General features: G+C 50.3%; 27 protein-coding genes and 1 other annotated feature. Of the genes, 26 read left to right on the top strand and 1 reads right to left on the bottom strand.

Annotation, left to right across the window (positions count from 1 at the left end; translation table 11 throughout):
• The first annotated feature begins 303 nt into the window (after positions 1 to 303).
• The 7 genes from EJQ19_RS25880 (at position 304) to pssA (ending at position 8,381) form a co-directional block, all read left to right on the top strand.
• On the top strand, positions 304 to 765 hold the full coding sequence (locus EJQ19_RS25880) for a CtsR family transcriptional regulator (protein ID WP_126144132.1): 462 nt from the start codon (positions 304 to 306) through the stop codon (positions 763 to 765).
• 14 nt (positions 766 to 779) lie between these two features.
• Positions 780 to 1,286 (top strand): protein-arginine kinase activator protein McsA, encoded by a 507-nt coding sequence (locus tag EJQ19_RS25875; protein WP_126144131.1) that lies wholly within the window; start codon positions 780 to 782, stop codon positions 1,284 to 1,286.
• Positions 1,287 to 1,352: 66 nt separating this feature from the next.
• Positions 1,353 to 2,372, top strand: a complete 1,020-nt coding sequence (locus EJQ19_RS25870; protein WP_420901702.1) for a protein-arginine kinase McsB — start codon at positions 1,353 to 1,355, stop codon at positions 2,370 to 2,372.
• A gap of 69 nt (positions 2,373 to 2,441) precedes the next feature.
• Complete coding sequence (clpC, locus tag EJQ19_RS25865) at positions 2,442 to 4,883, top strand: ATP-dependent protease ATP-binding subunit ClpC (protein ID WP_126144129.1); 2,442 nt, start codon at positions 2,442 to 2,444, stop codon at positions 4,881 to 4,883.
• Positions 4,884 to 5,031: 148 nt separating this feature from the next.
• Positions 5,032 to 6,399, top strand: a complete 1,368-nt coding sequence (gene radA / locus EJQ19_RS25860) for a DNA repair protein RadA (RefSeq protein WP_126144128.1) — start codon at positions 5,032 to 5,034, stop codon at positions 6,397 to 6,399.
• A 38-nt stretch (positions 6,400 to 6,437) separates the two neighbouring features.
• Positions 6,438 to 7,517, top strand: a complete 1,080-nt coding sequence (gene disA, locus EJQ19_RS25855) for a DNA integrity scanning diadenylate cyclase DisA (protein ID WP_126144127.1) — start codon at positions 6,438 to 6,440, stop codon at positions 7,515 to 7,517.
• A 99-nt stretch (positions 7,518 to 7,616) separates the two neighbouring features.
• Entirely contained in the window at positions 7,617 to 8,381 is a 765-nt protein-coding gene (pssA, locus tag EJQ19_RS25850) for a CDP-diacylglycerol--serine O-phosphatidyltransferase (RefSeq protein WP_126144126.1), read from the top strand.
• Between the two features lie 81 nt (positions 8,382 to 8,462).
• Here pssA and EJQ19_RS25845 read toward each other — a convergent pair whose 3' ends face one another.
• Entirely contained in the window at positions 8,463 to 8,858 is a 396-nt protein-coding gene (locus EJQ19_RS25845) for a nucleoside triphosphate pyrophosphohydrolase family protein (protein ID WP_126144125.1), read from the bottom strand.
• Between the two features lie 196 nt (positions 8,859 to 9,054).
• Between EJQ19_RS25845 and EJQ19_RS25840 the strand changes: the two genes are divergently transcribed.
• The 19 genes from EJQ19_RS25840 to rpoB all read left to right on the top strand — a co-directional run bounded on the left by EJQ19_RS25840 (position 9,055) and on the right by rpoB (position 26,162).
• Complete coding sequence (locus tag EJQ19_RS25840) at positions 9,055 to 10,122, top strand: PIN/TRAM domain-containing protein (protein ID WP_126144124.1); 1,068 nt, start codon at positions 9,055 to 9,057, stop codon at positions 10,120 to 10,122.
• Between the two features lie 91 nt (positions 10,123 to 10,213).
• Positions 10,214 to 10,912 carry a 2-C-methyl-D-erythritol 4-phosphate cytidylyltransferase gene (gene ispD / locus EJQ19_RS25835; protein WP_126144123.1) on the top strand — a complete coding sequence of 233 codons (699 nt, stop codon included), beginning with the start codon at positions 10,214 to 10,216 and terminating at the stop codon, positions 10,910 to 10,912.
• Positions 10,913 to 10,915: 3 nt separating this feature from the next.
• Complete coding sequence (gene ispF / locus EJQ19_RS25830; RefSeq protein ID WP_126144122.1) at positions 10,916 to 11,401, top strand: 2-C-methyl-D-erythritol 2,4-cyclodiphosphate synthase; 486 nt, start codon at positions 10,916 to 10,918, stop codon at positions 11,399 to 11,401.
• Positions 11,402 to 11,437: 36 nt separating this feature from the next.
• Positions 11,438 to 12,892 (top strand): glutamate--tRNA ligase, encoded by a 1,455-nt coding sequence (gltX, locus tag EJQ19_RS25825; protein ID WP_126144121.1) that lies wholly within the window; start codon positions 11,438 to 11,440, stop codon positions 12,890 to 12,892.
• Between the two features lie 332 nt (positions 12,893 to 13,224).
• The gene (gene cysE, locus EJQ19_RS25820) at positions 13,225 to 13,896 is read left to right on the top strand and encodes a serine O-acetyltransferase (RefSeq protein ID WP_126144120.1); all 672 of its coding nucleotides are present in this window, start codon (positions 13,225 to 13,227) and stop codon (positions 13,894 to 13,896) included.
• The gene (gene cysS, locus EJQ19_RS25815) at positions 13,877 to 15,277 is read left to right on the top strand and encodes a cysteine--tRNA ligase (RefSeq protein ID WP_126144119.1); all 1,401 of its coding nucleotides are present in this window, start codon (positions 13,877 to 13,879) and stop codon (positions 15,275 to 15,277) included. Before cysE ends, cysS begins: the two co-directional genes overlap by 20 nt.
• A complete protein-coding gene (locus EJQ19_RS25810; protein ID WP_126144118.1) occupies positions 15,274 to 15,714 on the top strand; it encodes a Mini-ribonuclease 3 in 441 nt (146 codons plus the stop codon). Before cysS ends, EJQ19_RS25810 begins: the two co-directional genes overlap by 4 nt.
• An 11-nt stretch (positions 15,715 to 15,725) precedes the next feature.
• Positions 15,726 to 16,463 carry a 23S rRNA (guanosine(2251)-2'-O)-methyltransferase RlmB gene (gene rlmB, locus EJQ19_RS25805; protein ID WP_126144117.1) on the top strand — a complete coding sequence of 246 codons (738 nt, stop codon included), beginning with the start codon at positions 15,726 to 15,728 and terminating at the stop codon, positions 16,461 to 16,463.
• Positions 16,464 to 16,469: 6 nt separating this feature from the next.
• On the top strand, positions 16,470 to 16,982 hold the full coding sequence (locus tag EJQ19_RS25800) for an NYN domain-containing protein (RefSeq protein ID WP_126144116.1): 513 nt from the start codon (positions 16,470 to 16,472) through the stop codon (positions 16,980 to 16,982).
• Between the two features lie 184 nt (positions 16,983 to 17,166).
• On the top strand, positions 17,167 to 17,811 hold the full coding sequence (sigH, locus tag EJQ19_RS25795) for an RNA polymerase sporulation sigma factor SigH (protein ID WP_126144115.1): 645 nt from the start codon (positions 17,167 to 17,169) through the stop codon (positions 17,809 to 17,811).
• Between the two features lie 225 nt (positions 17,812 to 18,036).
• Entirely contained in the window at positions 18,037 to 18,186 is a 150-nt protein-coding gene (gene rpmG, locus EJQ19_RS25790) for a 50S ribosomal protein L33 (protein WP_079418041.1), read from the top strand.
• A gap of 19 nt (positions 18,187 to 18,205) precedes the next feature.
• Positions 18,206 to 18,418, top strand: coding sequence for a preprotein translocase subunit SecE (secE, locus tag EJQ19_RS25785; protein WP_126144114.1), 213 nt, complete (start codon positions 18,206 to 18,208; stop codon positions 18,416 to 18,418).
• A gap of 24 nt (positions 18,419 to 18,442) precedes the next feature.
• Positions 18,443 to 18,976 carry a transcription termination/antitermination protein NusG gene (gene nusG / locus EJQ19_RS25780; RefSeq protein ID WP_126144113.1) on the top strand — a complete coding sequence of 178 codons (534 nt, stop codon included), beginning with the start codon at positions 18,443 to 18,445 and terminating at the stop codon, positions 18,974 to 18,976.
• Between the two features lie 109 nt (positions 18,977 to 19,085).
• On the top strand, positions 19,086 to 19,511 hold the full coding sequence (gene rplK, locus EJQ19_RS25775; protein ID WP_126144112.1) for a 50S ribosomal protein L11: 426 nt from the start codon (positions 19,086 to 19,088) through the stop codon (positions 19,509 to 19,511).
• Between the two features lie 87 nt (positions 19,512 to 19,598).
• A complete protein-coding gene (gene rplA, locus EJQ19_RS25770; RefSeq protein ID WP_126144111.1) occupies positions 19,599 to 20,291 on the top strand; it encodes a 50S ribosomal protein L1 in 693 nt (230 codons plus the stop codon).
• A 55-nt stretch (positions 20,292 to 20,346) separates the two neighbouring features.
• Positions 20,347 to 20,500 (top strand) — a sequence feature (ribosomal protein L10 leader region).
• A 67-nt stretch (positions 20,501 to 20,567) separates the two neighbouring features.
• A complete protein-coding gene (gene rplJ, locus EJQ19_RS25765; protein ID WP_126144110.1) occupies positions 20,568 to 21,077 on the top strand; it encodes a 50S ribosomal protein L10 in 510 nt (169 codons plus the stop codon).
• A 66-nt stretch (positions 21,078 to 21,143) separates the two neighbouring features.
• Positions 21,144 to 21,509 carry a 50S ribosomal protein L7/L12 gene (rplL, locus tag EJQ19_RS25760; RefSeq protein ID WP_126144109.1) on the top strand — a complete coding sequence of 122 codons (366 nt, stop codon included), beginning with the start codon at positions 21,144 to 21,146 and terminating at the stop codon, positions 21,507 to 21,509.
• Positions 21,510 to 21,661: 152 nt separating this feature from the next.
• Complete coding sequence (locus tag EJQ19_RS25755) at positions 21,662 to 22,258, top strand: class I SAM-dependent methyltransferase (protein WP_126144108.1); 597 nt, start codon at positions 21,662 to 21,664, stop codon at positions 22,256 to 22,258.
• A gap of 364 nt (positions 22,259 to 22,622) precedes the next feature.
• Positions 22,623 to 26,162 (top strand): DNA-directed RNA polymerase subunit beta, encoded by a 3,540-nt coding sequence (gene rpoB, locus EJQ19_RS25750; RefSeq protein ID WP_126144107.1) that lies wholly within the window; start codon positions 22,623 to 22,625, stop codon positions 26,160 to 26,162.
• Positions 26,163 to 26,176 lie beyond the last annotated feature (14 nt).

Genomic DNA, 26,176 nt, shown 5'->3' with positions numbered 1-26,176 from the left:
GAGTAAGGCTTTTTTCTATTCTTGCGGCATCTTACCCGGAATGGACGGCGCATGATGTTAGAGCCGATTAAGGTCTCCTCGCTCACTGCAGGCGCATACAGCCGATTGTCGCTTTTTCCTCCATCCGTTCGAATAAATCCGTAACGAAGGTCAACACTAATAAGGTTACGTGGAAGCGCGGAGACGGGGGTTGTTCATTTTTACGGCAGCACTTGTCAAAAAGAAAGGAAATGATTATAATCTAATTAAGGTCAAAGAAAGTCAAAGTCAATTTTACTTTCAGAAATCTGGGAGGCCGAATTGATGCGCAATGTATCCGAAATTATCGAGCAGTATTTGAAGCACGTCCTGCAGCAAAGCACTGAAGGGGCGATCGAGATTCAGAGGAACGATCTGGCTGATCAATTCCAATGCGTACCCTCGCAAATTAACTACGTTATCTCCACAAGGTTTACTTTGGAGAAGGGCTATCTTGTCGAGAGCAAACGCGGCGGCGGCGGCTATATTCGGATTCAGAAGATCGAGCTCAAGAGCCACGGTTCGATTGTTGACCATATTTTTCGAACGATTAACACACATATTGATCAAGTCGCCTCGGAAGGGCTGATTTATCAGCTTCAAGAGGGCGGGCATATTTCCCATAGGGAGGCCAATCTCATGCGAGCGGCGATTTCAAGGGATGTGCTAGCCTTTAAGCTGCCGCTGCGCGACGAGATACGAGCGAAGCTTCTGAAAGCAATGCTAATATCCTTGCTTAGCAAATGAGGAGGCGGATATAAATGGTTTGTCAGGAATGCGGGAAACGACCGGCGACGCTCCATTTTACCAAAATTGTGAATGGGGATAAGAACGAGTTTCATATCTGCGAAGCTTGTGCCAGGGAAAAGGGCGAGATGATTCCGGGAACGACCGGCGGCTTTTCGATTCATAATTTGTTGTCCGGGTTGCTTGACTTTGAACCGCTATCCGCGGCGAAGGCGCAACCGATCCGGTGCGAGCACTGTGGACTTACGTACTCGCAATTCAGCAAGCTGGGTCGATTCGGCTGCGGGAATTGTTATCAAGCGTTCTCGGAGAAGCTGGATCCGCTTTTTAAAAGAGTGCATGGCAACACCGCCCACGTCGGCAAAGTGCCGAAACGAAGCGGAGGTATTATCAAATGCAAGCGGGAGATTGATCTTTTAAAGAAGGATCTTATGGCGTGCATTGAAGGCGAAGAGTTTGAGCAGGCGGCCAAGCTGCGTGACCAAATTCGGGAGATTGAAAAGAAAATGGCAGGCATGTAAGTAAGGCAGGGAGGTGTGAATCGAGTGACATTACAGCGGTTTACAGGAGATGCATTAAGCGAGTGGATGAAGGGCGAGGGGCCGGAATCGGACATTGTCATTAGCAGCCGAATCCGTATTGCACGCAATCTCAGAGACTACCCCTACCCTATGCTGGCGACGAACCAACAATCGCAAGAAGTGCTGGAGAAATTGTCCAAGGTGCTTGAGAATGATGAGTTGGAGACGATCAGCAACTTTTCATTGGTGCCGCTTGGCGAACTGAATGAGCTTGAACGCATGGTACTGGTGGAGAAACATCTGATTAGTCCGAACTTGGCGAACGAATCCCGTAACGGTGCCGTCATCCTCAGCGACAATGAGTCGATCAGCATTATGATCAATGAGGAGGACCACCTTCGCATACAATGTTTATGCCCGGGTTTTCAGATTAAGGAAGTCTGGGATTTGGCGAATCAGATTGACGATATTTTTGAAACGCAGCTGGATTACGGCTATGACGAGAAGCGCGGCTATTTAACGAGCTGTCCGACCAATGTGGGAACGGGCATTCGGGCATCGGTGATGATGCACCTGCCGGCGTTAGTGCTGAGTCAGCAAATTAATCGGATTTTATCCGCTGTTTCACAAGTTGGGCTGACGGTTAGAGGATTATATGGGGAGGGCAGCGAAGCATTAGGTAACCTCTTCCAAATCTCCAACCAGATTACGCTTGGGCAAACGGAAGATGAGATTATTGATAATTTGCACAGTGTCGCGAGACAAATTATTGAGCATGAGCGAGCTGCGAGGCATAAGCTGTTACAAGAGTCCAGAATGCGGATTATCGATCGTGTGAATCGCTCTTTCGGAATTCTGTCTTATGCAGGCATTATGGACTCCAAAGAGGCTGCGCAGCGGCTGTCCGATGTGAGACTCGGCATCGATTTGGGGATCATTAATACCGTTTCCGGTCATGTGCTCAATGAACTTTTGGTGATGACGCAGCCGGGCTTTCTACAGCAGTATGCCGGTGAGAAGCTGACCGCCGATGAACGTGACGTGCGCAGAGCGGAAATGATTCGCGAGAAGCTGGGACGCTTCTAGCGCTTAGCTGATTTTGATGTAACATCCTTTAGGAATTCCATAGATAGACTACTTTTGGAGGTGTTCTCTATGATGTTTGGCAGATTTACGGAACGTGCGCAGAAGGTGCTTTCTTTGGCTCAAGAGGAAGCGGTCCGCTTAGGGCATAACAATATTGGAACTGAGCATATTTTACTCGGACTTATCCGGGAAGGCGAAGGCATTGCAGCTAAAGCACTCGTTGCGCTGGGCCTGGGTCTTGAGAAAATTCAAGACGAAGTGGAATCGCTCATTGGCAGAGGACAAGAACAGCCTTCCAATATTGCTTACACGCCTAGGGCGAAAAAGGTCATTGAGCTCTCCATGGACGAGGCAAGAAAACTAGGCCATACGTACGTGGGGACTGAACATATCTTGCTTGGTTTGATCCGCGAGGGTGAGGGCGTTGCAGCCCGCGTGCTGAACAACCTCGGCGTTTCCCTGAACAAAGCTCGTCAGCAGGTGCTTCAACTGCTGGGCAGCAGCGAAACAGTGTCGCCTAGCCATGGCACGAACCCGAATGTCAATACGCCAACGCTGGATGGCTTGGCAAGAGATTTAACGGCGTTTGCGCGTGAGGGCCACCTTGACCCTGTTATCGGGCGCAGCAAGGAAATTGAGCGCGTGATTCAAGTGCTCAGCCGTAGAACGAAAAACAATCCGGTTCTCATCGGGGAGCCTGGGGTCGGTAAAACGGCGATTGCCGAAGGCCTCGCTCAGAAAATCATCAATAACGAAATTCCGGAGACGTTGAAAGATAAACGCGTCATGACGCTCGACATGGGCTCGGTCGTGGCCGGCACGAAATACCGCGGCGAGTTCGAAGACCGCCTCAAGAAGATCATGGATGAGATTCGCCAAGCCGGCAACATCATCCTCTTCATCGACGAGCTGCACACGCTGATTGGCGCAGGCGGCGCGGAAGGTGCGATCGACGCCTCCAACATCCTGAAGCCGGCGCTGGCGAGAGGCGAGCTTCAATGCATCGGGGCAACGACGCTGGATGAATACCGCAAATATATTGAAAAAGACGCTGCGCTGGAGCGCCGTTTCCAACCGATTACGGTGGATCAACCGTCTCCGGAAGAAGCGATTCAAATTCTATACGGTCTGCGTGACCGTTATGAAGCGCACCACCGTGTGAAAATCACGGATGCCGCAATTCAAGAAGCGGTAAAACTGTCCGACCGCTACATTCCGGATCGTTTCCTGCCGGATAAAGCGATCGACCTGATCGACGAAGCCAGTTCCAAAGTGAGACTGCGTTCCTATACAACGCCGCCGTCTTTGAAACAGTTGGAGAACAAGCTGGAAAACATCCGCAAAGAGAAAGACGCGGCAGTTCAAAGCCAAGAGTTCGAGAAAGCGGCAGGCCTTCGCGATACCGAGCAAAAGCTTCGTGAAGAGCTGGATTCCACAAAGAACGATTGGAAAGAGAAGCAAGGCCGCCTCGACACCGAGGTAACGCCGGACGATATCGCGCAAATCGTGGCAAGCTGGACCGGCATTCCGGTTTCCAAGCTGGCGGAAGAAGAAACGGATCGTCTGCTCAAAATGGAAGAAATCCTGCATGAGCGCGTTATCGGTCAAGAGGAAGCGGTCAAAGCAGTTAGCCGCGCGATCCGCCGCGCCAGAGCGGGCCTCAAAGATCCGAAGCGTCCAATGGGCTCCTTCATTTTCCTCGGCCCTACCGGGGTTGGTAAAACCGAGCTTGCCCGCGCACTCGCAGAGTCGCTGTTCGGCGATGAGAATGCCGTGGTTCGGATCGATATGTCCGAATATATGGAGAAACATTCGACTTCCCGTCTCGTCGGGGCGCCTCCAGGGTATGTCGGCTACGAAGAAGGCGGTCAACTGACTGAAAAAGTACGCCGCAAACCGTACTCGGTCGTGCTGCTGGACGAGATCGAGAAGGCGCATCCGGAAGTGTTCAACATCCTGTTGCAAGTGCTGGAAGATGGTCGCTTGACCGACTCCAAAGGCCGCACAGTGGACTTCCGCAACACGTTGATCATCATGACGTCGAACGTAGGCGCAGACATGATCAAGAAAAACTCTTCGCTTGGCTTTACAGCGGCGATCGATGCTGGCAAAGACTACAACAACATGAGAGACAAAGTGATGGGCGAGCTGAAGAAAAGCTTCCGTCCGGAGTTTCTCAACCGGATTGACGAAATCATCGTCTTCCACTCTTTGGACGAAGCTCATATCGCTCGCATCGTAAGCCTGATGGCCGACGATCTGCGCAAACGTCTCAAAGAGCAAGAGGTCGACTTCGTGCTTACCGACAAGGCGCTGCAGTTCCTGGCCAAAGAAGGGTTCGACCCGACCTATGGCGCAAGACCGCTGCGCAGAGCGATTCAGAAGCATATTGAGGATCGCTTGTCCGAAGAATTGCTGAGAGGCAATATCTCGAAGGGCGATACGTTAACGATTGATGAGAATGAAGGCGAGCTTACCGTTGTGAAGAGCGAAGGCGTAGCCACGAAATAAGCGAGAAGCATTCCATTTCGCCGATCCGGCGGGTGGGATGCTTTTTTTAATTCCTTGGAACCCTTTCATGGGCACGGTAAAAATGGTAAACTTTATTGGTAAGGATAACCAGAATGCGTTGTAATGGAAATAAGGAGCACCTTCCCACATGAGTAAACAGAAAACGAAATTTTGCTGTCAAGAATGCGGCTACGAATCGCCGAAATGGATGGGGAAATGTCCGGGCTGTCAATCCTGGAACACGATGGTGGAAGAGATCGAGACGGTTGTTCGAACGCAGGGCATGACCTCCGCCATTCCGAAGACCAAGGAGAAGCCGACACCCATTAACCAAATAGAAAGCAGTCCGGAACCTCGGGTTGTCACAACCAATAAAGAGCTCAATCGTGTGCTCGGCGGCGGCATTGTCCCGGGATCGCTGATTCTTGTCGGCGGCGACCCAGGGATCGGGAAGTCCACGCTGCTGCTGCAGACGTCGTTCGAACTGACCAAGGCAGGGCTAAAGGTTTTGTACATTTCAGGGGAAGAATCGGTTAAACAGACAAAGCTTCGCGCAGATCGGTTGAACGCGGCATCTCCGCTGCTGTATGTGCTATGCGAGACCAATCTGGAACTCATTGAGGAAGCCATTCAAGAAATGAACCCGGATTTCCTGGTCATCGATTCCATCCAGACGGTTTTTCATCCGACGGTTACTTCGGCGCCTGGCACGGTATCGCAAGTCCGGGAATGCACAGGGCATTTTATGAGAATAGCTAAAGGTAAAGGAATCGCAACGGTCTTGGTTGGCCACGTCACCAAAGAAGGCGCCATCGCGGGGCCGCGCATGCTGGAGCACATGGTCGATTGTGTGCTTTACTTTGAAGGTGAGCGCCATCACTCCTATCGGGTGCTGCGCGCGGTGAAGAACCGTTTTGGCTCGACGAATGAAATCGGCATTTTTGAAATGCAGGAAGTTGGCTTGGTGGAGGTCAGCAATCCTTCGGAGCTATTCCTTCAGGAACGGCCGCTTGGCGTAGCCGGATCGACGGTTGTGGCGAGCATGGAAGGAACGCGGCCGGTGCTGGTGGAGATTCAGGCGCTGGTGTCGCAGACGAACTTCCCATCTCCGCGAAGGATGGCAACGGGTGTCGACCATAACAGGCTTTCGCTCATTATCGCGGTGCTGGAGAAGCGGATGGGCATGTTTCTGCAAAATCAAGACGCCTACCTTAATGTTGCAGGCGGGGTAAAGCTGGATGAACCGGCGGTAGACCTTGCGATCGCAATCTCCATTGCGTCTTCGTTTCGGGATCAGCCTACGCAGCCTTACGATGTTGTTTTTGGAGAGATTGGCCTAACGGGTGAAGTCCGCGGCGTATCGCGGATCGATCAGCGTGTGAAGGAAGCGGAAAAGCTCGGGTTTCGCCGTGTGATTATGCCGGAGAAGAGCCTGAAGGGCTGGAGTCCGCCCAAAGGTATGGAAATTATAGGCGTAAACACGGTGGCGGAAGCGCTGAAAGCGGCACTGGGTTAACGCAGCGTGGCAATCTGCAGGCTTTCAGGAGGAAAAATATGAGCAAAGAAGAGATCAAACGAGATGTGATGAGTCAATTGCTCCAACTTGTAGCACCTGGGACGGCATTCCGAGACGGGCTGGAGAACGTGCTCCGCGCCAAAACCGGTGGGCTGATCGTGGTCGGGTACAGTCCGGAGGTGATGGAAATTGTCGACGGCGGCTTTTCCATCAATTGCGACTTTTCCCCTAACTACCTCTATGAGCTGGCCAAAATGGACGGCGCCATTATTCTTAGTGAGGATATTAAGAAAATTTTGTTCGCGAACACGCAGCTTATTCCCGATTCCGCGATCCCGTCTTCCGAAACCGGTATCCGGCACCGGACAGCGGAGCGTGTAGCGAAGCAGACGAATAAGCTGGTCGTCTCCATTTCGCAGCGACGGAACGTCATTACCTTATATCAGGGTAACTTGCGCTATGCGCTAAAGGACATTGGGGTGATTCTTACCAAAGCGAATCAGGCAATCCAGACGCTGGAGCGGTACAAAGTGGTGTTGGATCAATCGTTAACGAACCTAAGCGCCTCCGAATTCGAGGAATTGGTGACGCTCCACGATATTACGAACGTGATTGCACGGTTTGAGATGGTGCTGCGCATCAAGGCGGAAATTAACCGCTACATAAATGAGCTTGGCAATGAAGGACGACTAATTTCCATGCAATTAGAAGAACTTGTAGGAAATGCGGAACTGGAAGCTCGCTTGCTCGTAAAGGATTATGTAAGAGAATTAAGCGATGAGCGCGTGAAGGAAATGCAAGCAGGACTGAAGCGTCTTTCCTCGGATGAGCTGCTGGAACCGCAGCAAATCATTCGTCTGCTCGGATACTCGAACACGAGCTCCGTTGCGGAAGAGCCGGTATCGCCGCGCGGCTTCCGGATTTTAGGCAAAATTCCGCGATTGCCGTCGATAATTATTGGGAATTTAGTTGAGAAGTTTGGCTTCCTGCCGCACATGATGATGGCGACAATCGAGGAGCTGGATGAAGTGGACGGCATCGGAGAAGTAAGAGCGCGTGCCATCAAGGATGGTCTCAAGCGGATTCAAGAACAAGTGTTCATTGACAGACATATTTAAAGTGGATACAATCATAAAGTACTATTGATGACGTCAAAGTTTAAGGTTTTACAAAAGTCAAGTTTAGGGTATAGTAAATCCAGAGGTGGACAAAAACATATGCTAACCAAATCAATTCCCAGTTTATTTACAGTAGGGAACTTGTTCCTAGGCGTGTTGTCGATTATTTTAGCTTTTAGCGGTCAACATGGCGTTGCCGCGGTGCTCGTCATTGTGGCGATGCTGCTGGATGGTCTGGACGGACGCGTAGCGAGAGCGCTGAATGCGCAAAGCGAGTTTGGTAAAGAGCTCGATTCGCTCTCCGATGTGATTTCGTTCGGTGTGGCTCCGGCTTTTATCATGTATGTAGTCGCTTTCAACGATCCTACTGCGATTAGCCCGGCATTTGCCTGGATTGTAACGGCGATTTTCCCGATTTGCGGTGCGCTTCGTTTAGCACGGTTTAATGTCGTGGCCGGTACACCCGGTTACTTCATCGGTCTGCCGATCCCTGCTGCAGGTGGTGTGTTGTGTACACTGGCGTTGTTCGCGAACGATCTTAACGTTTATGTTCTGCTTGTTAGCACCGTATTGCTTTCGTACTTAATGGTCAGCACGGTCAAATATCCGAATTTCAAAAAAGCCGGCATTCCGAAAGCCGCCATCTGGATTACGCCGATTATTGTGGCGGTTGCCATCGTGATCGCGATCAAATGGCCGGAATCCATTTCCAAAATGATCTTTGTACCATTGCTTCTCTATGCATTGTACGGCCTAAAAAAAAACGTTGATGGCTACTTCATCCGTATTCGCAATTCCCACCGTAAAAATAAAAGACGCGGCAGCAACGTGGAAGAGAACAACTCCGTGAAATCGGATTTGTAATCAACTGCCGCCGTGCGAAAATAAAAAGCATTTATTTTCTTCTGAATTCAGAGAGAAAATAAATGCTTTTTTTCTTTATTTTTACGACATGTTGAAAAGTCCTAGCGTGGAACATTTCTTAGATTCTTTCTCGAGGACTTGCTCCAAATTAATATCCAGCAGATTGCTGAGCGCAGCCATGTAGAACAGGTTTCGCCCAAGCTCGTTGCTGACAACTTCAATGCATTGCTCACACAAGTGACCGGAGACATGCGTGCCAAGAACATCCTTAGCTTCACTTAAAGTCATCTCAGGATGGTACTCTTGCTTGGCAGCGTGAAGCTGCAGACAGCCGCATTCGGTCACGGACTTTACGACAGAACGATTCGCAGCTGCGCCGGACTGTTGGAATTTGGACAAGACGTCAAGCAGACTACGGTGACGGAGCAACAATTCGGACACTTGATCCTGAAACTGCTTTAAAGATAAGGAGCTCATTCCATCCACCTCGGTGTGTTGGTAACTTCCATTTTTATTATAAAGGAAGCCCTTTAATATTTCAATTTTCTGGATATAGGGAACTTTCCGAAATTACTGCTTTTTTCGGAAAGTCTCTAAAGATGTGATTAACGTTGAAAAAATTGGAACATAATTGTAATAAGAATAAAACCAAGTTGAAGTAGGAGGTGAATCTATGATGAAAAAATGGATACAAGCCATTTTCGCTATCATGGGTGGCAGTTTAGGGTATGAGTGGAGCGACACGTTCCTTCGAACGTCGGATGTAATCCGGAGCAGCAGTCAAGTCTTTTGGATTAATAGTTTATGTGCAGTAGGCATGGTCGTCATTTCAGCATGGATTGCCGGTACAGGGATGAAGTTGCTGCTAAGAGGAGAGAAGAACGTTGCGGAAATCCCAGTTTCCGATCTGTTGTCGGGTACATTTGGCCTGATGATCGGGCTTCTAACCTCGGTCATGGTCTATCCGGTGCTGGCGCAAGCTACATGGGCGGGTCCGTTCTTGCCCTTGGTCGTATCGGCCGTACTGTCGGTGATGGGCTTCCGCATCGGGTATAACAAACGGGAAGAGCTTGTGCAGCTCATGATTAAAAGCCGGTCCGGCGGTCAAGAAAAGCAAACGCATCGCCCTTATGAGGAGCACAAAATCCTGGATACGAGCGTTATTATCGACGGCCGCATTGCGGATATTTGCAAAACCGGTTTCATCGAAGGCACGTTGGTCATTCCTGAGTTCGTGCTCGAGGAGCTGCAGCATATTGCAGATTCGTCAGATTTACTCAAGCGCAATCGCGGGCGCCGCGGGCTGGATATTTTGAACAAAATTCAGAAAGAGCTTGAAGTGAAGGTGCTAATATACGAAGGTGATTTCGAGGAGATTGCCGAAGTGGACAGCAAGCTGGTCAAGCTGGCAAAAGTGCTGCAGGGCAAAGTAATTACGAACGATTTTAACCTGAATAAGGTATGTGAGCTGCAGGGTGTGTCCGTGCTGAATATCAACGATCTCGCGAATGCGGTCAAGCCTGTGGTGCTACCGGGTGAAGAGATTGTCGTCCAAGTGATCAAAGACGGGAAAGAGCATGGGCAAGGCGTCGCTTATCTCGATGACGGTACGATGATCGTCGTGGAAGGCGGCCGGGAGTTTATCGGCATGACGCTGGAAGTGATGGTGACAAGTGTGCTGCAGACGTCGGCGGGACGGATGATTTTCGCCAAACCGAAACTATTGGAAAAAGCGCAGTAAAACCAGTATGATAAGGAGATGTAACATAGTTCTATCCAGGTCTATGCTTACGAAGTATGCTCGGTTATAGGAGCACCGTGTTGGAGGACTTATGGGGAAGCTAGGCGTCATCATCGTAGCGGCAGGCAGAGGCTCGCGAATGGGTACGGCGGAGAGCAAGCAATATTTGCAGTTGGGACAGAAGCCCATTCTGGTACATACCTTGCAATTATTTCAAAACATACAGGAAGTGGACGAAATCATTCTCGTTGTTGGGGCGGATGACGTGGATCGCTGCAGCGGCTATGTGGCGGACTACGGAATCACAAAAGCGACGCAGGTGTTGGCCGGCGGGGCCGAGCGTCAGGATTCGGTCAGACAAGGCCTTGGCGCTTTGCAGCCGGGCACGGAATGGGTCATGGTCCACGACGGGGTGCGGCCATTCGCGAAGAAGGAACATATATTCGCATGCCTGACGAAGACCCAAGAGACAGGGGCAGCCGTGCTGGCGGTTCCGGTCAAGGATACGATTAAAGTTGTTGACGGCAATAACCAAATACAGTCGACTCCTGATAGACGAAGCTTGTGGGCGATCCAAACGCCGCAGGCTTTTCGTCTTGCTTTGCTGCTTGAAGCGCATGAGCAGGCGGAGCGGGCAGGGTTTCTTGGCACAGACGACGCGATGCTGGTGGAACGGTTGGGCGTTAAGGTTTCTGTGGTCGAGAGCGACTACTATAACATTAAAATCACGACACCTGAGGACTTGCCTTGGGCGGAGTGGATTGTACATAACGTGAGGGGAGAGGCATAAGCAATGATTCGTGTTGGACAAGGCTTTGATGTACATCAGTTGGTTGAGGGGCGCAAGTGCATTATCGGGGGCGTGACGATTCCATATGAAAAAGGATTGCTCGGGCACTCCGATGCCGACGTGCTGCTGCATGCGATCAGCGATGCCATTCTGGGGGCGCTCGGTCTGGGGGATATTGGCAAGCACTTCCCGGATACGGCGGCGGAATTTAAAGATGCGGACAGCCTCGTGCTGCTGAAGCGCGTATGGCAGTTGGCCAGAGAAAGAGGCTACTCGCTCGGCAATGCGGATTCCACGATTATCGCGCAGAAGCCGAAGATGGCGCCCTATATCCCGCAAATGGTCGAGATCATCGCAGCGGCGCTGGATGCTCAGCCTGAACAGGTGAACGTCAAGGCGACGACGACGGAGCAGCTCGGCTTCACAGGGCGGGGCGAAGGGATTGCGGCGCAATCGGTTGTTTGTTTAATTCGAGATGTGCTAAAATAGCTCATATTCTTTGATGGGGAAAAGAGGGACAATGCGATGAATCAGCCTTTACGCGTAAGGTATGCGCCTAGCCCGACGGGTCATTTGCACATCGGCGGCGCACGCACGGCTTTGTTTGATTATTTGCTTGCCCGCCGTCATGGCGGAGCGTTTGTTGTGCGGTTTGAAGATACGGATCAGACGCGCCATAAGGAGTCCGGCATCGCCGATCAACTGAACGGTCTGAAGTGGTTGGGCTTGGAGTGGGACGAGAGCGTGGACATCGGCGGGCCCTATGCGCCTTATCGGCAAATGGAGCGTCTCGACATTTATAAAAAATATTTGGATCAGCTGCTCGAAAGCGGGCACGCTTACCACTGCTATTGCTCGGAGTCGGACCTCGAGCAGGAGCGGGCAGAGCAAGAGGCGCGCGGCGAGATGGGCGGCTACTCCGGGAAGTGCCGCAACCTGACGGCGGAGCAGATCGCGGCGTACCAAGCCGAAGGCCGCCAGCCTTCGACGCGCTTCCGCGTGCCGGCTGACCGGGTCATCGGCTTCGAAGATAAAGTGCGCGAGCACGTTGAGTTTGACTCGAACGGGATCGGCGACTTTATTATCGCGCGTCCGGACGGCATTCCGACGTACAACTTCGCCGTGATCGTCGACGATCACACGATGAACATCAATCTGGTGATCCGCGGGGAGGAGCACCTGTCCAATACGCCGCGGCAGATTCTTATGTATGAGGCGCTCGGCATGCCGGTGCCGGAGTTCGCGCATTTGGCGCTCATTTTGAATCAGGATCGAAAAAAAATGAGCAAACGCGACGAATCGATCATCCAGTTCATCGAGCAGTACAAGGAGCTGGGCTACCTGCCGGAGGCGGTGCTCAACTTCATCGCGCTGCTGGGCTGGTCCCCGGGCGGCGAAGAAGAGATGTTCAGCAAGGAAGAGCTGATCGCGCAGTTCGATCTCGAGCGGGTATCGAAGAGCCCGGCTGTGTTCGATATGGACAAGCTCAACTGGATGAACAATGCTTATCTCAAGAAAGCCCCGCTTTCCCGCGTCGTTGACTTGTGCGTACCGCATCTGGTCAAAGCCGGCTATATCCAGGCAGACTTGGATGCCGCATCGCAAGAGTGGGTAACGGCTCTCGTTGGTTTGAACCAGGAGAGAATGCGCTACGCGGCGGAAATTGTCGAATTGGCAAGCCTCTTCTTCAAAGAAGAGCTCGTGATCGACGACGAAGCGGCCGCTGTGCTCAAGGAAGAGCATGTGCCGGCGGTGCTGTCTGCCTTCCTCGCGCAAGTGGAGCAAGCGGAAGCGTTCACCGTGGAAGCGATCCCTGCGCTGCTGAAAGCCGTGCAGAAAGAAACGGGCTACAAGGGCAAACAGTTGTTCATGTCCATCCGCTCCGCCTTGACCGGCCAAGTGCACGGACCGGACCTGAACGTCTCGCTGTACTTGCTTGGCAAAGAAAAAGTTGCCGCTCGCTTGAGAAGCTTATTGTAAACGGGGTTTCTTTTCGCTATACTTGAGGTTATAACAAATGCAATGATCAGGAGAGTAGGATTAACAAAGGATTCGTCAGAGAGGATAATCGTTGCTTCGGCAGCGGCTGTGAGTTATCCAATCCTTGTAATCGGAAATGCACCTGTGAGCAGCTTCGCCGATCACTCATGGAGTGGGTAGGTGCCGCCGAATGGCCCGCGTTAAGGGCACTTGAGTTGGGAGACTTCCGAGTCACCAAGCAGAGTGGAACCGCGATGATACGCCTCTGCAGTCCTTTTATGGGCTGCGGGGGCTTTTTGCATTTTTGCATTATACGGAGAAGGTGAGCGAGCATGTGGAGAGCGATCAAATCAGATATTTCGGCGGTTTTCGACAATGACCCCGCGGCGCGCAGTTGGTTCGAGGTTGTATTTACGTATTCGGGCCTGCATGCCATCTGGGCGCACCGAATCGGGCATTGGTTCTATAAGAAAGGCATGTTCACGATCGCACGTATCGTGTCGCAGGTGAGCCGGTTCATGACCGGAATTGAAATTCATCCTGGCGCTACGATCGGCAAACGTTTGTTCATCGACCATGGGATGGGGATTGTCATTGGGGAAACATGCGAAATCGGCGACGATGTTATTCTCTATCAAGGTGTAACGCTCGGGGGAACCGGCAAGGAGAAAGGGAAAAGACATCCGACAATTGGTAATAGTGTGGTTGTAGGCTCCGGGGCCAAGATTCTCGGGTCCTTCCTTGTTGGCGAGAATTCCCGGATCGGCTCCAATGCGGTTGTGATCCGCGAAGTGCCGCCGAACAGCACCGTGGTGACGATGCCGGCCAAAGTCGTGAAGCGGGATGGCGTGCGCGTCAACCGGTTGGATCATGGTGATCTGCCGGATCCGATTGTCGATATTTTTCAGGATATGCAGAAGCAAATTGATGAGCTGAAAGCGCAGCTTGAAGCGCTAAGAACCAAGAATGGAGAACAAAGAGAACATGACACTCAAAGTGTATAATACGTTATCCCGCAAGAAGGAAGAATTCGTGCCGATCGAGCCAGGGAAAGTCAAAATGTACGTATGCGGACCGACCGTATACAACTATATTCATATCGGGAACGGGCGTCCGGTTATTTTTTTCGACGTGGTTCGCCGTTATCTGGCATCGCAAGGGTATGAGGTTACTTATATTACGAACTTCACCGATGTGGACGATAAAATGATCCGCAAAGCCGAGGAAATGGCGGTGACGGTTCCTGAGCTAGCGGAGACGTTTATCGCGGCTTTCCTGGAGGATATCAAGACGATGGGAGTGCACGATGCGACGCTGAACCCGCGGGTGACGGACAACATTCAGGAAATCGTCGACTTCATTGCGGCCCTGGTGGAAAAAGGCTTCGCCTATGAAGCGGGCGGTGACGTGTACTACCGGACGACGAAGTTTGCGGACTATGGCAAGCTGTCCCATCAGAACCTGGAAGAGCTTCAATACGGCATCCGGATCGAAGTGGACGACCGCAAAGAGAATCCGCAGGACTTCGTGCTATGGAAAGCCGCGAAGCCCGGCGAGATTTATTGGGATAGCCCTTGGGGGCAAGGGCGTCCGGGCTGGCACATCGAGTGCTCCGCCATGGTGCGCAAATATCTCGGCGAAACGATCGACATTCACGGCGGCGGTCAGGATCTTACGTTCCCTCACCATGAATGCGAGATTGCGCAGACCGAGGCGGTCACCGGTCATCCAATGGCCAATTACTGGCTGCACAATGCGTTCCTCAACATCGATAATGAGAAAATGTCCAAATCGCTGGGCAACGGTATCCTGATCCGCGATCTGCTGAAGCAGATGAAGCCGCAGGTGTTCCGCTTCTTCATGCTGGCTGCCCATTATCGCAATCCGTTGAACTTTAGCGACGAAAGCTTGAAGCAGGCGGCGAATTCACTGGAGCGGATTCAGAATGCGTATGATAACTTGAAGCACCGATTAAATACAGCATCAGCCACAGGTGAAGTCGACAGCGCGATCACAGCGCGGATTCAAGAAATTAATGGGCAATTTGTGGATAAAATGAATGATGACTTCAACACGCCGGATGCGATTACCGCGGTGTTCGAACTGGTGTCGGAGGCGAATCATTACCTCCAACAGGAGCGGGTGCATAGCGAGGCGGTTCAGCAATTTATGGCGCAGTTGGAACGATTCGATGCGGTGCTCGGACTCTTGTCACAAGCGGCGGACGAACTGCTGGACGCCGAAATCGAAAAGTTGATTGTCGAGCGGACCGAGGCACGCAAGTCGAAGAATTGGGCGCGCGCCGATGAGATCCGCGATCTGCTGACGGAGAAAGGGATATTCCTTGAAGATACGCCGCAAGGAATACGCTGGCGCAGAAAATGAGCGAATTCACGATCGAAGATGCCAATTTGTTCGCTTTTCCTCCAACTACGCGCCCCAACCTTCTAAATCCGCTCGTTCTCGCCTATATCGGCGATGCGGTGTATGAAGTATATGTGCGGCAGTACGTGATTTCGGGCGGCAATCACCGTCCGAATCATTTGCACCGCGCAGCGACGGGGTATGTCTCCGCGAAAGCGCAGTCGAAGCTGCTCGCAGCGCTGATGCCGACGCTGTCGGAGGAAGAGCAAGACATTGTGAAGCGGGGCCGGAATGCCAAATCGGGAACGACGGCCAAAAATGCGGATGTGCTTGAATATCGGCATAGCACCGCGTTTGAGTGCTTGATCGGTTACTTATATTACCAAAAGTCGTTCAAACGATTGAAGGAGATTATGGATTTTGCCATCGCCTTTAATCAGGACAAGGTGCAAAAATAGGAGGAAGTCGGATGGAAGAAGATATCATCGGCGGGAAGCACTCTGTCATGGAGGCGCTTCGCGCGGGGCGGAGCATTAATAAAATTTGGATTGCCGAGAACGCGCAAAAGCAATTCGCCGGACCGATTGTGGCCGAAGCGAAAAATCTTGGCATTCTCGTACAGTTCACGGATAAACGAAAATTGGATCAAATGGCAGAAGGCCTACAGCACCAAGGCGTCGTCGCGCAAGTCGCCGCATATGAATATGTGGAAGTCGAGGATATTCTTGCGAAAGCGAAGGCGCTTGGTCAAGACCCGTTTATCCTCATTCTGGATGAAATTGAAGATCCGCACAATCTGGGCTCGATCCTGAGAACGGCTGACTGCACAGGTGTGCACGGGGTCATTATCCCGAAACGCCGTTCCGTCGGTCTGACGGCCACCGTGTCCAAGACTTCCGCAGGAGCGGTGGAATACGTGTCCGTCGCGCGGGTAACGAACATTGCACAAACGATTGAGCAGCTCAAGGAACAGGGCGTGTGGGTTGCCGGAACGGATGTGACCGCGGCGCAGGACGTGTACAAAGCGAACTTCAACATGCCGATCGCGCTAGTGATCGGGAATGAAGGCAAAGGCGTCGGCCGTTTGATCAAAGAGCGCTGCGACTTTTTGGTAAAGCTGCCGATGGCCGGGCATGTCAACTCGCTGAACGCATCCGTTGCTGCCGGTGTGCTCATGTACGAAGTTGTCCGACAACGCGCACGCTAGGTTCGCATGGAACAGTACCTGATCGTAGACGGCTACAACATCATTGGAGCCTGGCCGGAGCTCAGCAAACTCAAGGATACGGATCTTGAGGGCGCACGTGACAAGCTGATTCATATGCTGGCGGAGTATCAGTCTTTTTCCGGAATGAAGGTGTATCTGGTCTTCGATGCTTACATGGTGCCTGGGCTAGGGAAGTCTTATGTTCATAGCAAGCTGGTGGTCTTGTACACTAAGGAGAAGGAAACCGCGGATGAACGGATCGAGCGGCTGGTAACGAATTTAATGGGCAGGCGCAAGGAGATATTCGTCGCCACTTCAGATATGATTGAACAGCATGTCATTTTCGGGAAAGGTGCGCTGCGGCTTCCAGCAAAGGAACTTTTGACCAAAATTAAACTGAGTCGCAAAGAGGTCCGCGAACAGATCAAAACGGAACATACGAAGCGGCGCAATCCGTTCGAAGGCAGTTTGAACGAGGACCAGAAAGCGAAGCTCGAACGGATGCGCCGAGGTGAGTAAAACCCTCCAAATGCTAGAAATGGTGCGGCTCCCCGTTGACGGTGTCAGATTTCATCATGTATACTTAACCTAACTTTTATAGAGGTTGTTCATAAAGTTGTCTTTTCGGTTATGGAAATCCGACTTTTTGAACTGGTACTTATAGTGAATCTGGGTAGTCTTGCAGGCCGGAGGGATTGTGTTGGTGAGCGTCGACCTCAAAGAACTGAGAATGTATGATTATGACCTCAAGCCAGATGAAGACATCGTCGAAGCCGTCCGTGAAGGCAGCAGCGAAGCGTTGGAATATCTCATCAACAAGTATAAGAACTTTGTGCGTGCCAAAGCGCGTTCTTATTTCTTGATTGGTGCGGACCGAGAAGATATTGTTCAGGAAGGCATGATAGGTTTGTATAAATCTATCCGCGACTTCCGGGGAGACAAGCTAGCTTCCTTTAAAGCCTTTGCTGAATTGTGCATTACGCGGCAGATTATTACGGCGATAAAGACGGCGACACGCCAGAAGCATATCCCTTTGAATTCCTACGTATCTTTGGACAAGCCCATTTATGATGAAGATTCGGATCGTACGCTGCTTGATGTGATTAGCGGATCTAGAGTGACAGACCCCGAAGAGCTTCTTATCAATCAGGAAGAGTTTACGGGTCTGGAAGATAAAATGGGAGAGATTTTGAGCGATTTGGAGCGGAGAGTGCTCATGCTTTATCTTGATGGGAGATCCTATCAGGAGATTGCTGTGGATTTGGACCGTCATGTCAAGTCAATTGATAATGCTCTTCAGCGCGTCAAACGAAAGCTTGAGCGATATTTGGAAGTCAGAGACTTATAGAAATGCCCGCGCTGTCCAAGCTGTGCGGGTGTTTTTCTTTGTAAATACGTTTAGCGATCGGCCGCGAGGTCTATACTGGTGATACTCTTGCAATTGTGAGACTGCCGCCTTGACACTCGGGGAACGGTTGTGATAAAGTAGTTCAGGTAGCCCTGAAAGTCGCTTTCTTTTTGATGCGCTTCAAAGGGCTTTAATTAGAAAGTGTCTATGTAGGAGGTGTACATCATGCGGGTCATTATCACATTAGCGTGCACAAATTGCAAACAAAGAAACTATGCATCCACTAAAAATAAGCGCAACAATCCCGACCGTATTGAGTTGAAGAAATATTGCAAATTTTGCAATGAACATACTGCTCATCGCGAGACTAGGTAGTTCCTTGGAGGTGTAGTTTGTGGGGTTCTTGGCTAGAATGAGACAAAGCTTCGGATCCACTTTTTCCTTCTTCACCGACAGTTGGTCAGAACTCAAAAAGGTTAAATGGCCGAGCCGTAAAGAAATGATTACTTATACGCTTGTCGTTATCGGTACCGTTGCTTTCGTTGCTGTTTACTTTTTTGTGCTTGATCTAGGCATCTCTGAGTTGCTGCGCCTTGTTTTTAAATAAACAGGACAATAGGTGAATTTATTCATGGAAAAAAGATGGTACGTCGTACATACCTATTCTGGGTATGAAAACAAAGTGAAAGCCAATTTAGAGAAGCGCGTTGAGTCCATGGAGATGACGGACAAGATCTTCCGCGTGCTTGTGCCGATGGAAGAAGAACTGGTGAACAAGGATGGCAAGAAGAAAGTTGTCATGCGCAAAGTTTATCCAGGCTATGTCCTTGTCGAAATGATTCAAACGGATGATTCCTGGTATGTTGTTCGCAATACGCCTGGAGTTACCGGATTCGTAGGTTCTACGGGATCTGGCTCTAAACCAACTGCATTGTTACCAGAGGAAGTTGAATCGATCCTGAAACACATGGGAATGGAAGAGCCGAAGGCGAAGATCGACTTCGAACTCAAAGAAACCGTGCGTGTCAAGGTGGGTCCATTTGCGAACTTCGTCGGCTCAGTTGAAGAGATTGTGGCTGATAAGGGTAAACTCAAGGTACACGTCAATATGTTTGGTAGGGAAACGCCGCTTGAGCTTGATTTTGATCAAGTGGAGAAGCTATAAGACGTTGACAACAACCAAAAGGTTTTACCAGGTCTATTCCTTGGGATAGACCTATGTTGGTGGGATGAAACTCCGCGGAGTCCCATACTACGGCAAGGAGGTGTCTATCATGGCAAAAAAGGTTATTAAAATCGTTAAGCTGCAAGTTCAAGCTGCGAAAGCAAATCCAGCACCACCAATTGGTCCGGCTCTCGGTCAAGCAGGTGTGAACATTATGGCTTTCTGTAAAGAGTTCAATGCTCGTACTGCTGATCAAGCGGGTCTTATCATTCCGGTTGAAATCACAGTGTTTGAGGATCGTTCCTTTACATTCATCACGAAAACGCCTCCGGCTGCAGTTCTTCTTCGCGTCGTTGCTGGTATCGAAAAAGGATCCGGTGAACCGAACAAAAAGAAAGTGGCAACTGTGAAACGCGCAAAAGTTCGTGAAATCGCTGAGCAAAAAATGCCTGACCTGAATGCTGCATCCGTTGAGGCTGCTATGCGCATGGTTGAGGGTACTGCTCGCAGCATGGGTATCGTCATCGAAGACTAATTCCATCTTTGAATGGAATCGCGGCAGCGTCGTGCTAGCCGCTCGGTGGGAGGATCATCCGCTAATACCACTAAGGAGGAAAATTTCATGCCTAAACACGGTAAAAAATACCGCGAAGTTGCTCAGCTTGTAAATGCTGAAACTTTGTACGATCCGTCCGAAGCAATCGAGCTTGTTAAGAAAACAGCTCCTGCTAAATTCGACGAAACTGTGGATGTTGCAGTTCGTCTGGGTGTAGACCCAAGAAAACAAGACCAAGCTGTTCGTGGTGTCGTTGTACTTCCACACGGTACTGGTAAAACAAAACGCGTTCTCGTATTTGCAAAAGGCGAGAAAGCAAAAGAGGCTGAAGCAGCCGGTGCGGATTATGTTGGTGATGCAGACATGATCAACAAAATCCAACAAGGTTGGTTCGAATTCGACGTTTGCGTAGCGACTCCTGACATGATGAGCGAAGTAGGTAAACTGGGTCGTATCCTCGGGGGTAAAGGTTTGATGCCGAACCCTAAAGCAGGAACAGTTACTTTCGACGTTACTAAAGCTGTTCAAGAGATCAAAGCTGGTAAAATCGAATACCGTCTCGACAAAGCAGGCCAAATCCATGCTCCACTTGGTAAAGTATCCTTCGAAGCTGAGAAGCTGCAAGAAAACTTCAAAGCCTTGGTTGATGCCCTCGTAAGAGCGAAACCAGCAGCTGCTAAAGGTGTATACCTGAAAAACATCGCTGTTTCCTCCACAATGGGACCAAGCGTACGTGTTAACCTGCAATCCTTCAGATAAGTAATAGCTACCAGTTGACTTCGGCCACTGGTCGTGATACTCTATCAAAGGTCCTGACAAACGAATATGCAAACCGTAGACAGTAGGTGCCCTGCGGGCTTAATTTCCTACCGAGGTGTTATGATATAGATTGCGATTTCTTAGTGCTTGCACGGAATGAGTGAACATCATGCCTTCGTAGCGTCTACGAAGGCATTTCTTATTTTTATAAGAAATGCTAACGCTCCTACTGTTTGCGAACTTGAATCATAAATGCATGAGAAGTGAGGTGTAACTATGGCAAACGCGAAAATTCTTGCAGAGAAACAAGCGGCGGTAGCGGAAGTAACTGAAAAGTTCAAAGCGAGCGCTTGTACAGTCGTGGCAGACTACCGTGGTTTGAACGTAGCTCAAGTAACTCAGCTGCGTAAAAGCTTACGTGAAGCTGGCATCGAATTTACAGTTTTGAAAAACTCTTTGGCAAGACGCGCAACAGCAAACGCTGAATTGACGGAGTTGGATGAGTTCTTGACAGGTCCTACTGCGATCGCATTTAGCAATAACGATATTGTGGCGCCTGCTAAGATCTTGACTGAGTTTGCGAAAAAGAACGATAAATTGAGCGTAAAAGCTGGCGTCGTTGAAGGCCGCGTCGTTGGTTACGATCAAATCAAAGCACTGGCGGATCTTCCGTCCAGAGAGGGCTTGCTCTCCATGTTGCTTAGCGTTCTTCAAGCTCCAGTTCGTAACTTTGCACTTGCTGTTAAAGCAGTTGCTGAGAAGAAAGAAGCTGAAGGTCAAGCTTAAGTTTGACGCTCGGACCGTTTTACAACAACCCAAACTAAATTTATTGATGATAATGGAGGTTTAACCATGAGCAACAATGCAACTATCCTTGAAGCAATCAAAGGCATGACAATCTTGGAATTGAACGACCTGATCAAAGCGATCGAAGAAGAATTCGGCGTAACAGCAGCAGCTCCAGTAGCTGTAGTAGCTGGCGGCGCAGCAGCAGTAGAAGAAGCGCAAACTGAGTTCGACGTAATCCTGACTAACGCTGGTGCATCCAAAATCAACGTTATCAAAGTGGTTCGCGAAATCACTGGCCTTGGTCTGAAAGAAGCAAAAGACCTGGTTGACGGCGCTCCAAAACCAATCAAAGAAAAAGTTAGCTCCGAAGAAGCAGAAGCTGTTAAAGCTAAGCTGACTGAAGCTGGCGCAACTGTAGAAGTTAAGTAATTTTCTTTTACTAGAGAAAACCTCTTGAAGCTTGTCTTCAAGGGGTTTTTTTAGGCGTTATGGAAATCGATGTTTGTACCCTTAGGAAAGCCTTAGGAACGAACGCGCGGCTATGATTTTCCTAACGGTAGAAAGAGGAGGAATTTCTAAGCATGGCCGAACATTATTATACGCAGCAGCCTACCGTGAAGCGAAATGTGCAAACGACGAAGGATGTGCTGCGCGGCAGAAGCTTGACCTTTTTAACGGATAGCGGTGTATTTTCAAAGAATGGCGTGGATTATGGCAGCAGGCACTTGATCGAAACGATGGATTTTCCCGAGGATGCCAAGGTGCTTGACGTCGGCTGCGGCTACGGTCCGATTGGATTGAGTGCAGCTTTGATGTGTCCGAAGGGGCATGTCACCATGGTGGACATTAACGAGCGGGCGATCGAGCTCTCGATGCAAAATGCGAAGCAAAACGGGATTGCCAATGTGACGATTCTGCAAAGTGATGTGTTGGAGCAAGTAAAAGAGCAGCAATTCGATGTGGTTCTGACGAATCCGCCGATCCGTGCCGGCAAAGATGTGGTTCACCGCATTTTCGAAGATGCGCATGCTTGTCTTGTCGAAGGCGGTTCGCTCTGGGTAGTTATTCAGAAAAAACAGGGCGCGCCATCCGCGATGAAGAAACTCGAGTTGCTGTATGCCGAGGTTGAAGAAGTATCGAAAGATAAGGGCTATCGTATTCTGAAAGCGACAAAATAATCCGGCTTTTTAATTTATGTAAAGGGCGGAAAGTATTTGACTTGACATTTCGCATGTGATATTATTAGAAAATGTCAGTATTAAGATGGGACACATGTCTTTAGTTGACAAAAATGTCAAGTCATTTTTTTCGTCCGGGATGAATAAAATTTAAACTTGTAACGTATAATGTTTGAATTTTAGGAAACTCTAACAGGATGGAAAGAAATATTTGGAAATGTGTAAGGCAAAAGGGAAAAACTCATCCATACAGCTGCACAATTCGGACGGGCTCCACGCATGGAGGCGTCCTGAATGCATGTCGGTCGAAGTTTTTCTTCTTTCTTTTTTTATTTATTGAGTAGAGTTGAGGGGTGAATGAAAGTTGGCGGGACATCTTGTTCAATTTGGACGACGTAAACGCAGGACTTATGCACGAATTAATGAGGTGCTGGGCATTCCAAACCTGATTGAAATTCAGCAAAAATCGTACGAATGGTTTTTGGAAGAGGGGCTTCGTGAGATGTTTCAAGACATCTCCCCGATTCAGGATTTTACGGGTAACCTGGTACTGGAGTTTATTGACTATAGCTTAGGTGATCCTAAGTACTCGGTCGATGAATCCAAAGAACGCGATGTAACGTATGCGGCGCCATTAAGAGTCAAAGTCCGTTTGATTAATAAGGAAACCGGAGAGGTCAAGGAGCAAGAGGTGTTCATGGGGGATTTCCCTATCATGACCGATACGGGAACATTCATTATTAACGGCGCGGAGCGTGTAATCGTCTCCCAGCTCGTTCGTTCTCCCAGCGTTTATTATAGCACGAAAGTGGATAAAAACGGCAAGAAAACTTACACCGCGACGGTTATCCCGAACCGTGGTGCTTGGCTCGAGCTGGAAACTGATGCGAAGGACATCATCTATGTCCGTATTGATCGCACGCGTAAAATTCCGGTTACGGTCTTGCTGCGTTCTTTAGGCTTTGGCACGGATGCTGAGATTATCGATTTGCTCGGCGACAATGAATATATTCGGAACACGCTCGACAAAGACAACACCGATTCTACGGAAAAAGCGTTGATCGAGATCTATGAGCGTCTTCGTCCAGGTGAGCCGCCGACACTCGAGAATGCAAGAAGCTTGCTCGTGGCGCGCTTCTTCGATCCGAAACGTTACGATCTCGCGAACGTCGGTCGTTACAAAATCAACAAAAAGCTGCACATCAAGAATCGCTTGTTCAACCAACGCCTCGCGGAAACGCTGGTGGATAACGAGACGGGCGAAATTATCGCGGAAGCCGGTCAATTGCTGGATCGCCGCGTGCTCGACGAAATCCTTCCTTTTATTGAAAAAGGGGCAGGCAACAAGGAGTTCTCGATTCCGAAAGGCGTGACCGGCGCCGATACGATCCCGGTTCAATGCATTAACGTGTATTCGCCGCTCGAAGACGGCAAAATCGTTAAAGTCATTTCCAACGGTGTCATCGATAAAACAGTTAAGAACATCACGCCAGCCGACATCATTTCGTCCATTAACTATTTTATCAACTTGCTGCATGGCATTGGCAATACGGATGATATTGACCACTTGGGCAACCGTCGTCTGCGTTCTGTCGGTGAATTGCTGCAAAACCAATTCCGCATCGGTCTTTCCCGGATGGAGCGCGTCGTTCGCGAGCGGATGTCCATTCAGGATGCCAATGTGATTACGCCTCAAGCGTTGATCAATATTCGTCCGGTCATTGCGTCGATTAAAGAGTTCTTCGGAAGCTCGCAATTGTCGCAATTTATGGACCAAACAAATCCACTTGCCGAGCTCACGCACAAACGTCGTCTGTCCGCACTCGGACCGGGCGGTTTGACGAGAGAGCGCGCAGGCATGGAAGTTCGGGACGTCCATCACTCTCACTATGGCCGTATGTGTCCGATTGAGACGCCTGAGGGACCGAACATTGGTCTGATCAACTCCTTGTCGACGTTTGCCCGCATTAACGAGTATGGCTTCATCGAGGCCCCTTATCGCTGGGTTGATCCGAAGACCGGTGTTGTTACGGATCAAATCGCGTATTTGACTGCCGACGAAGAGGATAACTACGTTATCGCGCAAGCGAACGCGGAACTCACCGAAGACAACAAATTCGTTGAAGATGCGATTATCGTTCGTTATAAGGATGACAACTTAACGCTGCCGGTAGAACGTGTCGACTACATGGACGTTTCGCCGAAGCAGGTTGTTTCCGTGGCGACAGCGCTGATTCCGTTCCTCGAGAACGATGACTCCAACCGTGCGCTCATGGGTTCCAACATGCAGCGTCAAGCGGTTCCGCTTTTGATTCCGAAAGCCCCGCTTGTCGGTACCGGTATGGAGCATAAGGTTGCGAAGGACTCGGGAGTATGTATTGTCTCCAAATTTGATGGAATTATCGAAAAGGCTGCTGCCAATGAAATTTGGCTTCGTCGTCAAGAAATGGTCGATGGCAAGCTGGTAAGCGGCAACCTGGTCAAATATAAGCTTCACAAGTTCATGCGTTCCAACCAAGGTACTTGCATTAACCAACGTCCGATCGTGAAGAAGGGGCAGTTGATTAAAGCAGGCGATATTTTGGCGGACGGTCCGTCCACTGAACAAGGCGAATTGGCGCTTGGCCGCAACGTGGTCGTTGCCTTCATGACATGGGAAGGTTACAACTACGAGGATGCGATCTTGCTGAGCCAAAAGCTTGTGAAAGAGGATGTCTACACCTCCATTCACATCGAGGAGTACGAGTCCGAAGCCCGCGATACGAAGCTTGGACCGGAAGAGATTACACGCGACATCCCGAACGTTGGGGAAGATGCGCTGAAGAACCTTGACGAGCGCGGTATTATCCGCGTTGGTGCCGAGATCGGCGCCGGCGACATTCTCGTCGGTAAAGTAACACCGAAAGGTGTGACGGAGCTGACGGCCGAAGAAAGATTGCTCCACGCAATCTTCGGTGAGAAGGCCCGTGAAGTTCGTGATACGTCCCTTCGCGTACCGCACGGTACAGATGGTATCGTTGTTGACGTAAAAGTATTTACGCGTGAGAACGGCGATGAGCTGCCTCCAGGCGTGAATCAACTCGTCCGTGTGTACATCGCTCAGAAACGTAAGATTTCCGAAGGTGATAAAATGGCGGGACGCCACGGCAACAAAGGGGTCGTCGCTCGTATTTTGCCTGAAGAAGATATGCCGTTCCTTCCGGACGGTACGCCGGTTGAGGTCGTACTCAACCCGCTGGGGGTTCCTTCCCGGATGAACATCGGTCAAGTGCTTGAAGTTCACTTGGGCATGGCTTCCCGTTACCTCGGCATTCATGCCGCTACGCCGGTATTTGACGGCGCGCGCGAGTATGACGTGTTCGATGCGATGGAAGAAGCCGGCATGCAGCGTAACGGTAAAACGGTTCTGTACGATGGACGTACAGGGGAGTCGTTTGAGCGTGAAGTTACCGTTGGCGTTATGTACATGATCAAACTGGCGCACATGGTTGACGATAAAATCCATGCTCGCTCCACCGGTCCTTACTCTCTCGTTACACAGCAGCCACTGGGCGGTAAAGCACAGTTCGGCGGTCAGCGTTTCGGGGAGATGGAAGTTTGGGCCCTCGAGGCCTACGGCGCAGCATACACGCTCCAGGAAATTCTTACAGTTAAGTCCGATGACGTTGTAGGACGTGTCAAAACGTACGAATCCATCGTGAAAGGCGAGAACGTGCCGGAACCGGGCGTTCCGGAATCCTTCAAAGTTTTGATCAAAGAGCTTCAAAGTTTGGGTATGGACGTGAAGATCCTGTCCGGCGACGAAGAAGAGATCGAAATGCGCGAAGCGGACGATGACGACGACATCACCAGCGACAAATTGAACCTGAATATCGAAGGCACCGAGCTCGGCGTCAACGATTAAGATAAGCACCGCAA

Origin of the sequence: Paenibacillus whitsoniae, assembly GCF_003955665.1 — a bacterium.
Classification (GTDB): domain Bacteria; phylum Bacillota; class Bacilli; order Paenibacillales; family NBRC-103111; genus Paenibacillus_E; species Paenibacillus_E whitsoniae.
This window is presented reverse-complemented; position numbering and strand designations above follow the sequence as displayed.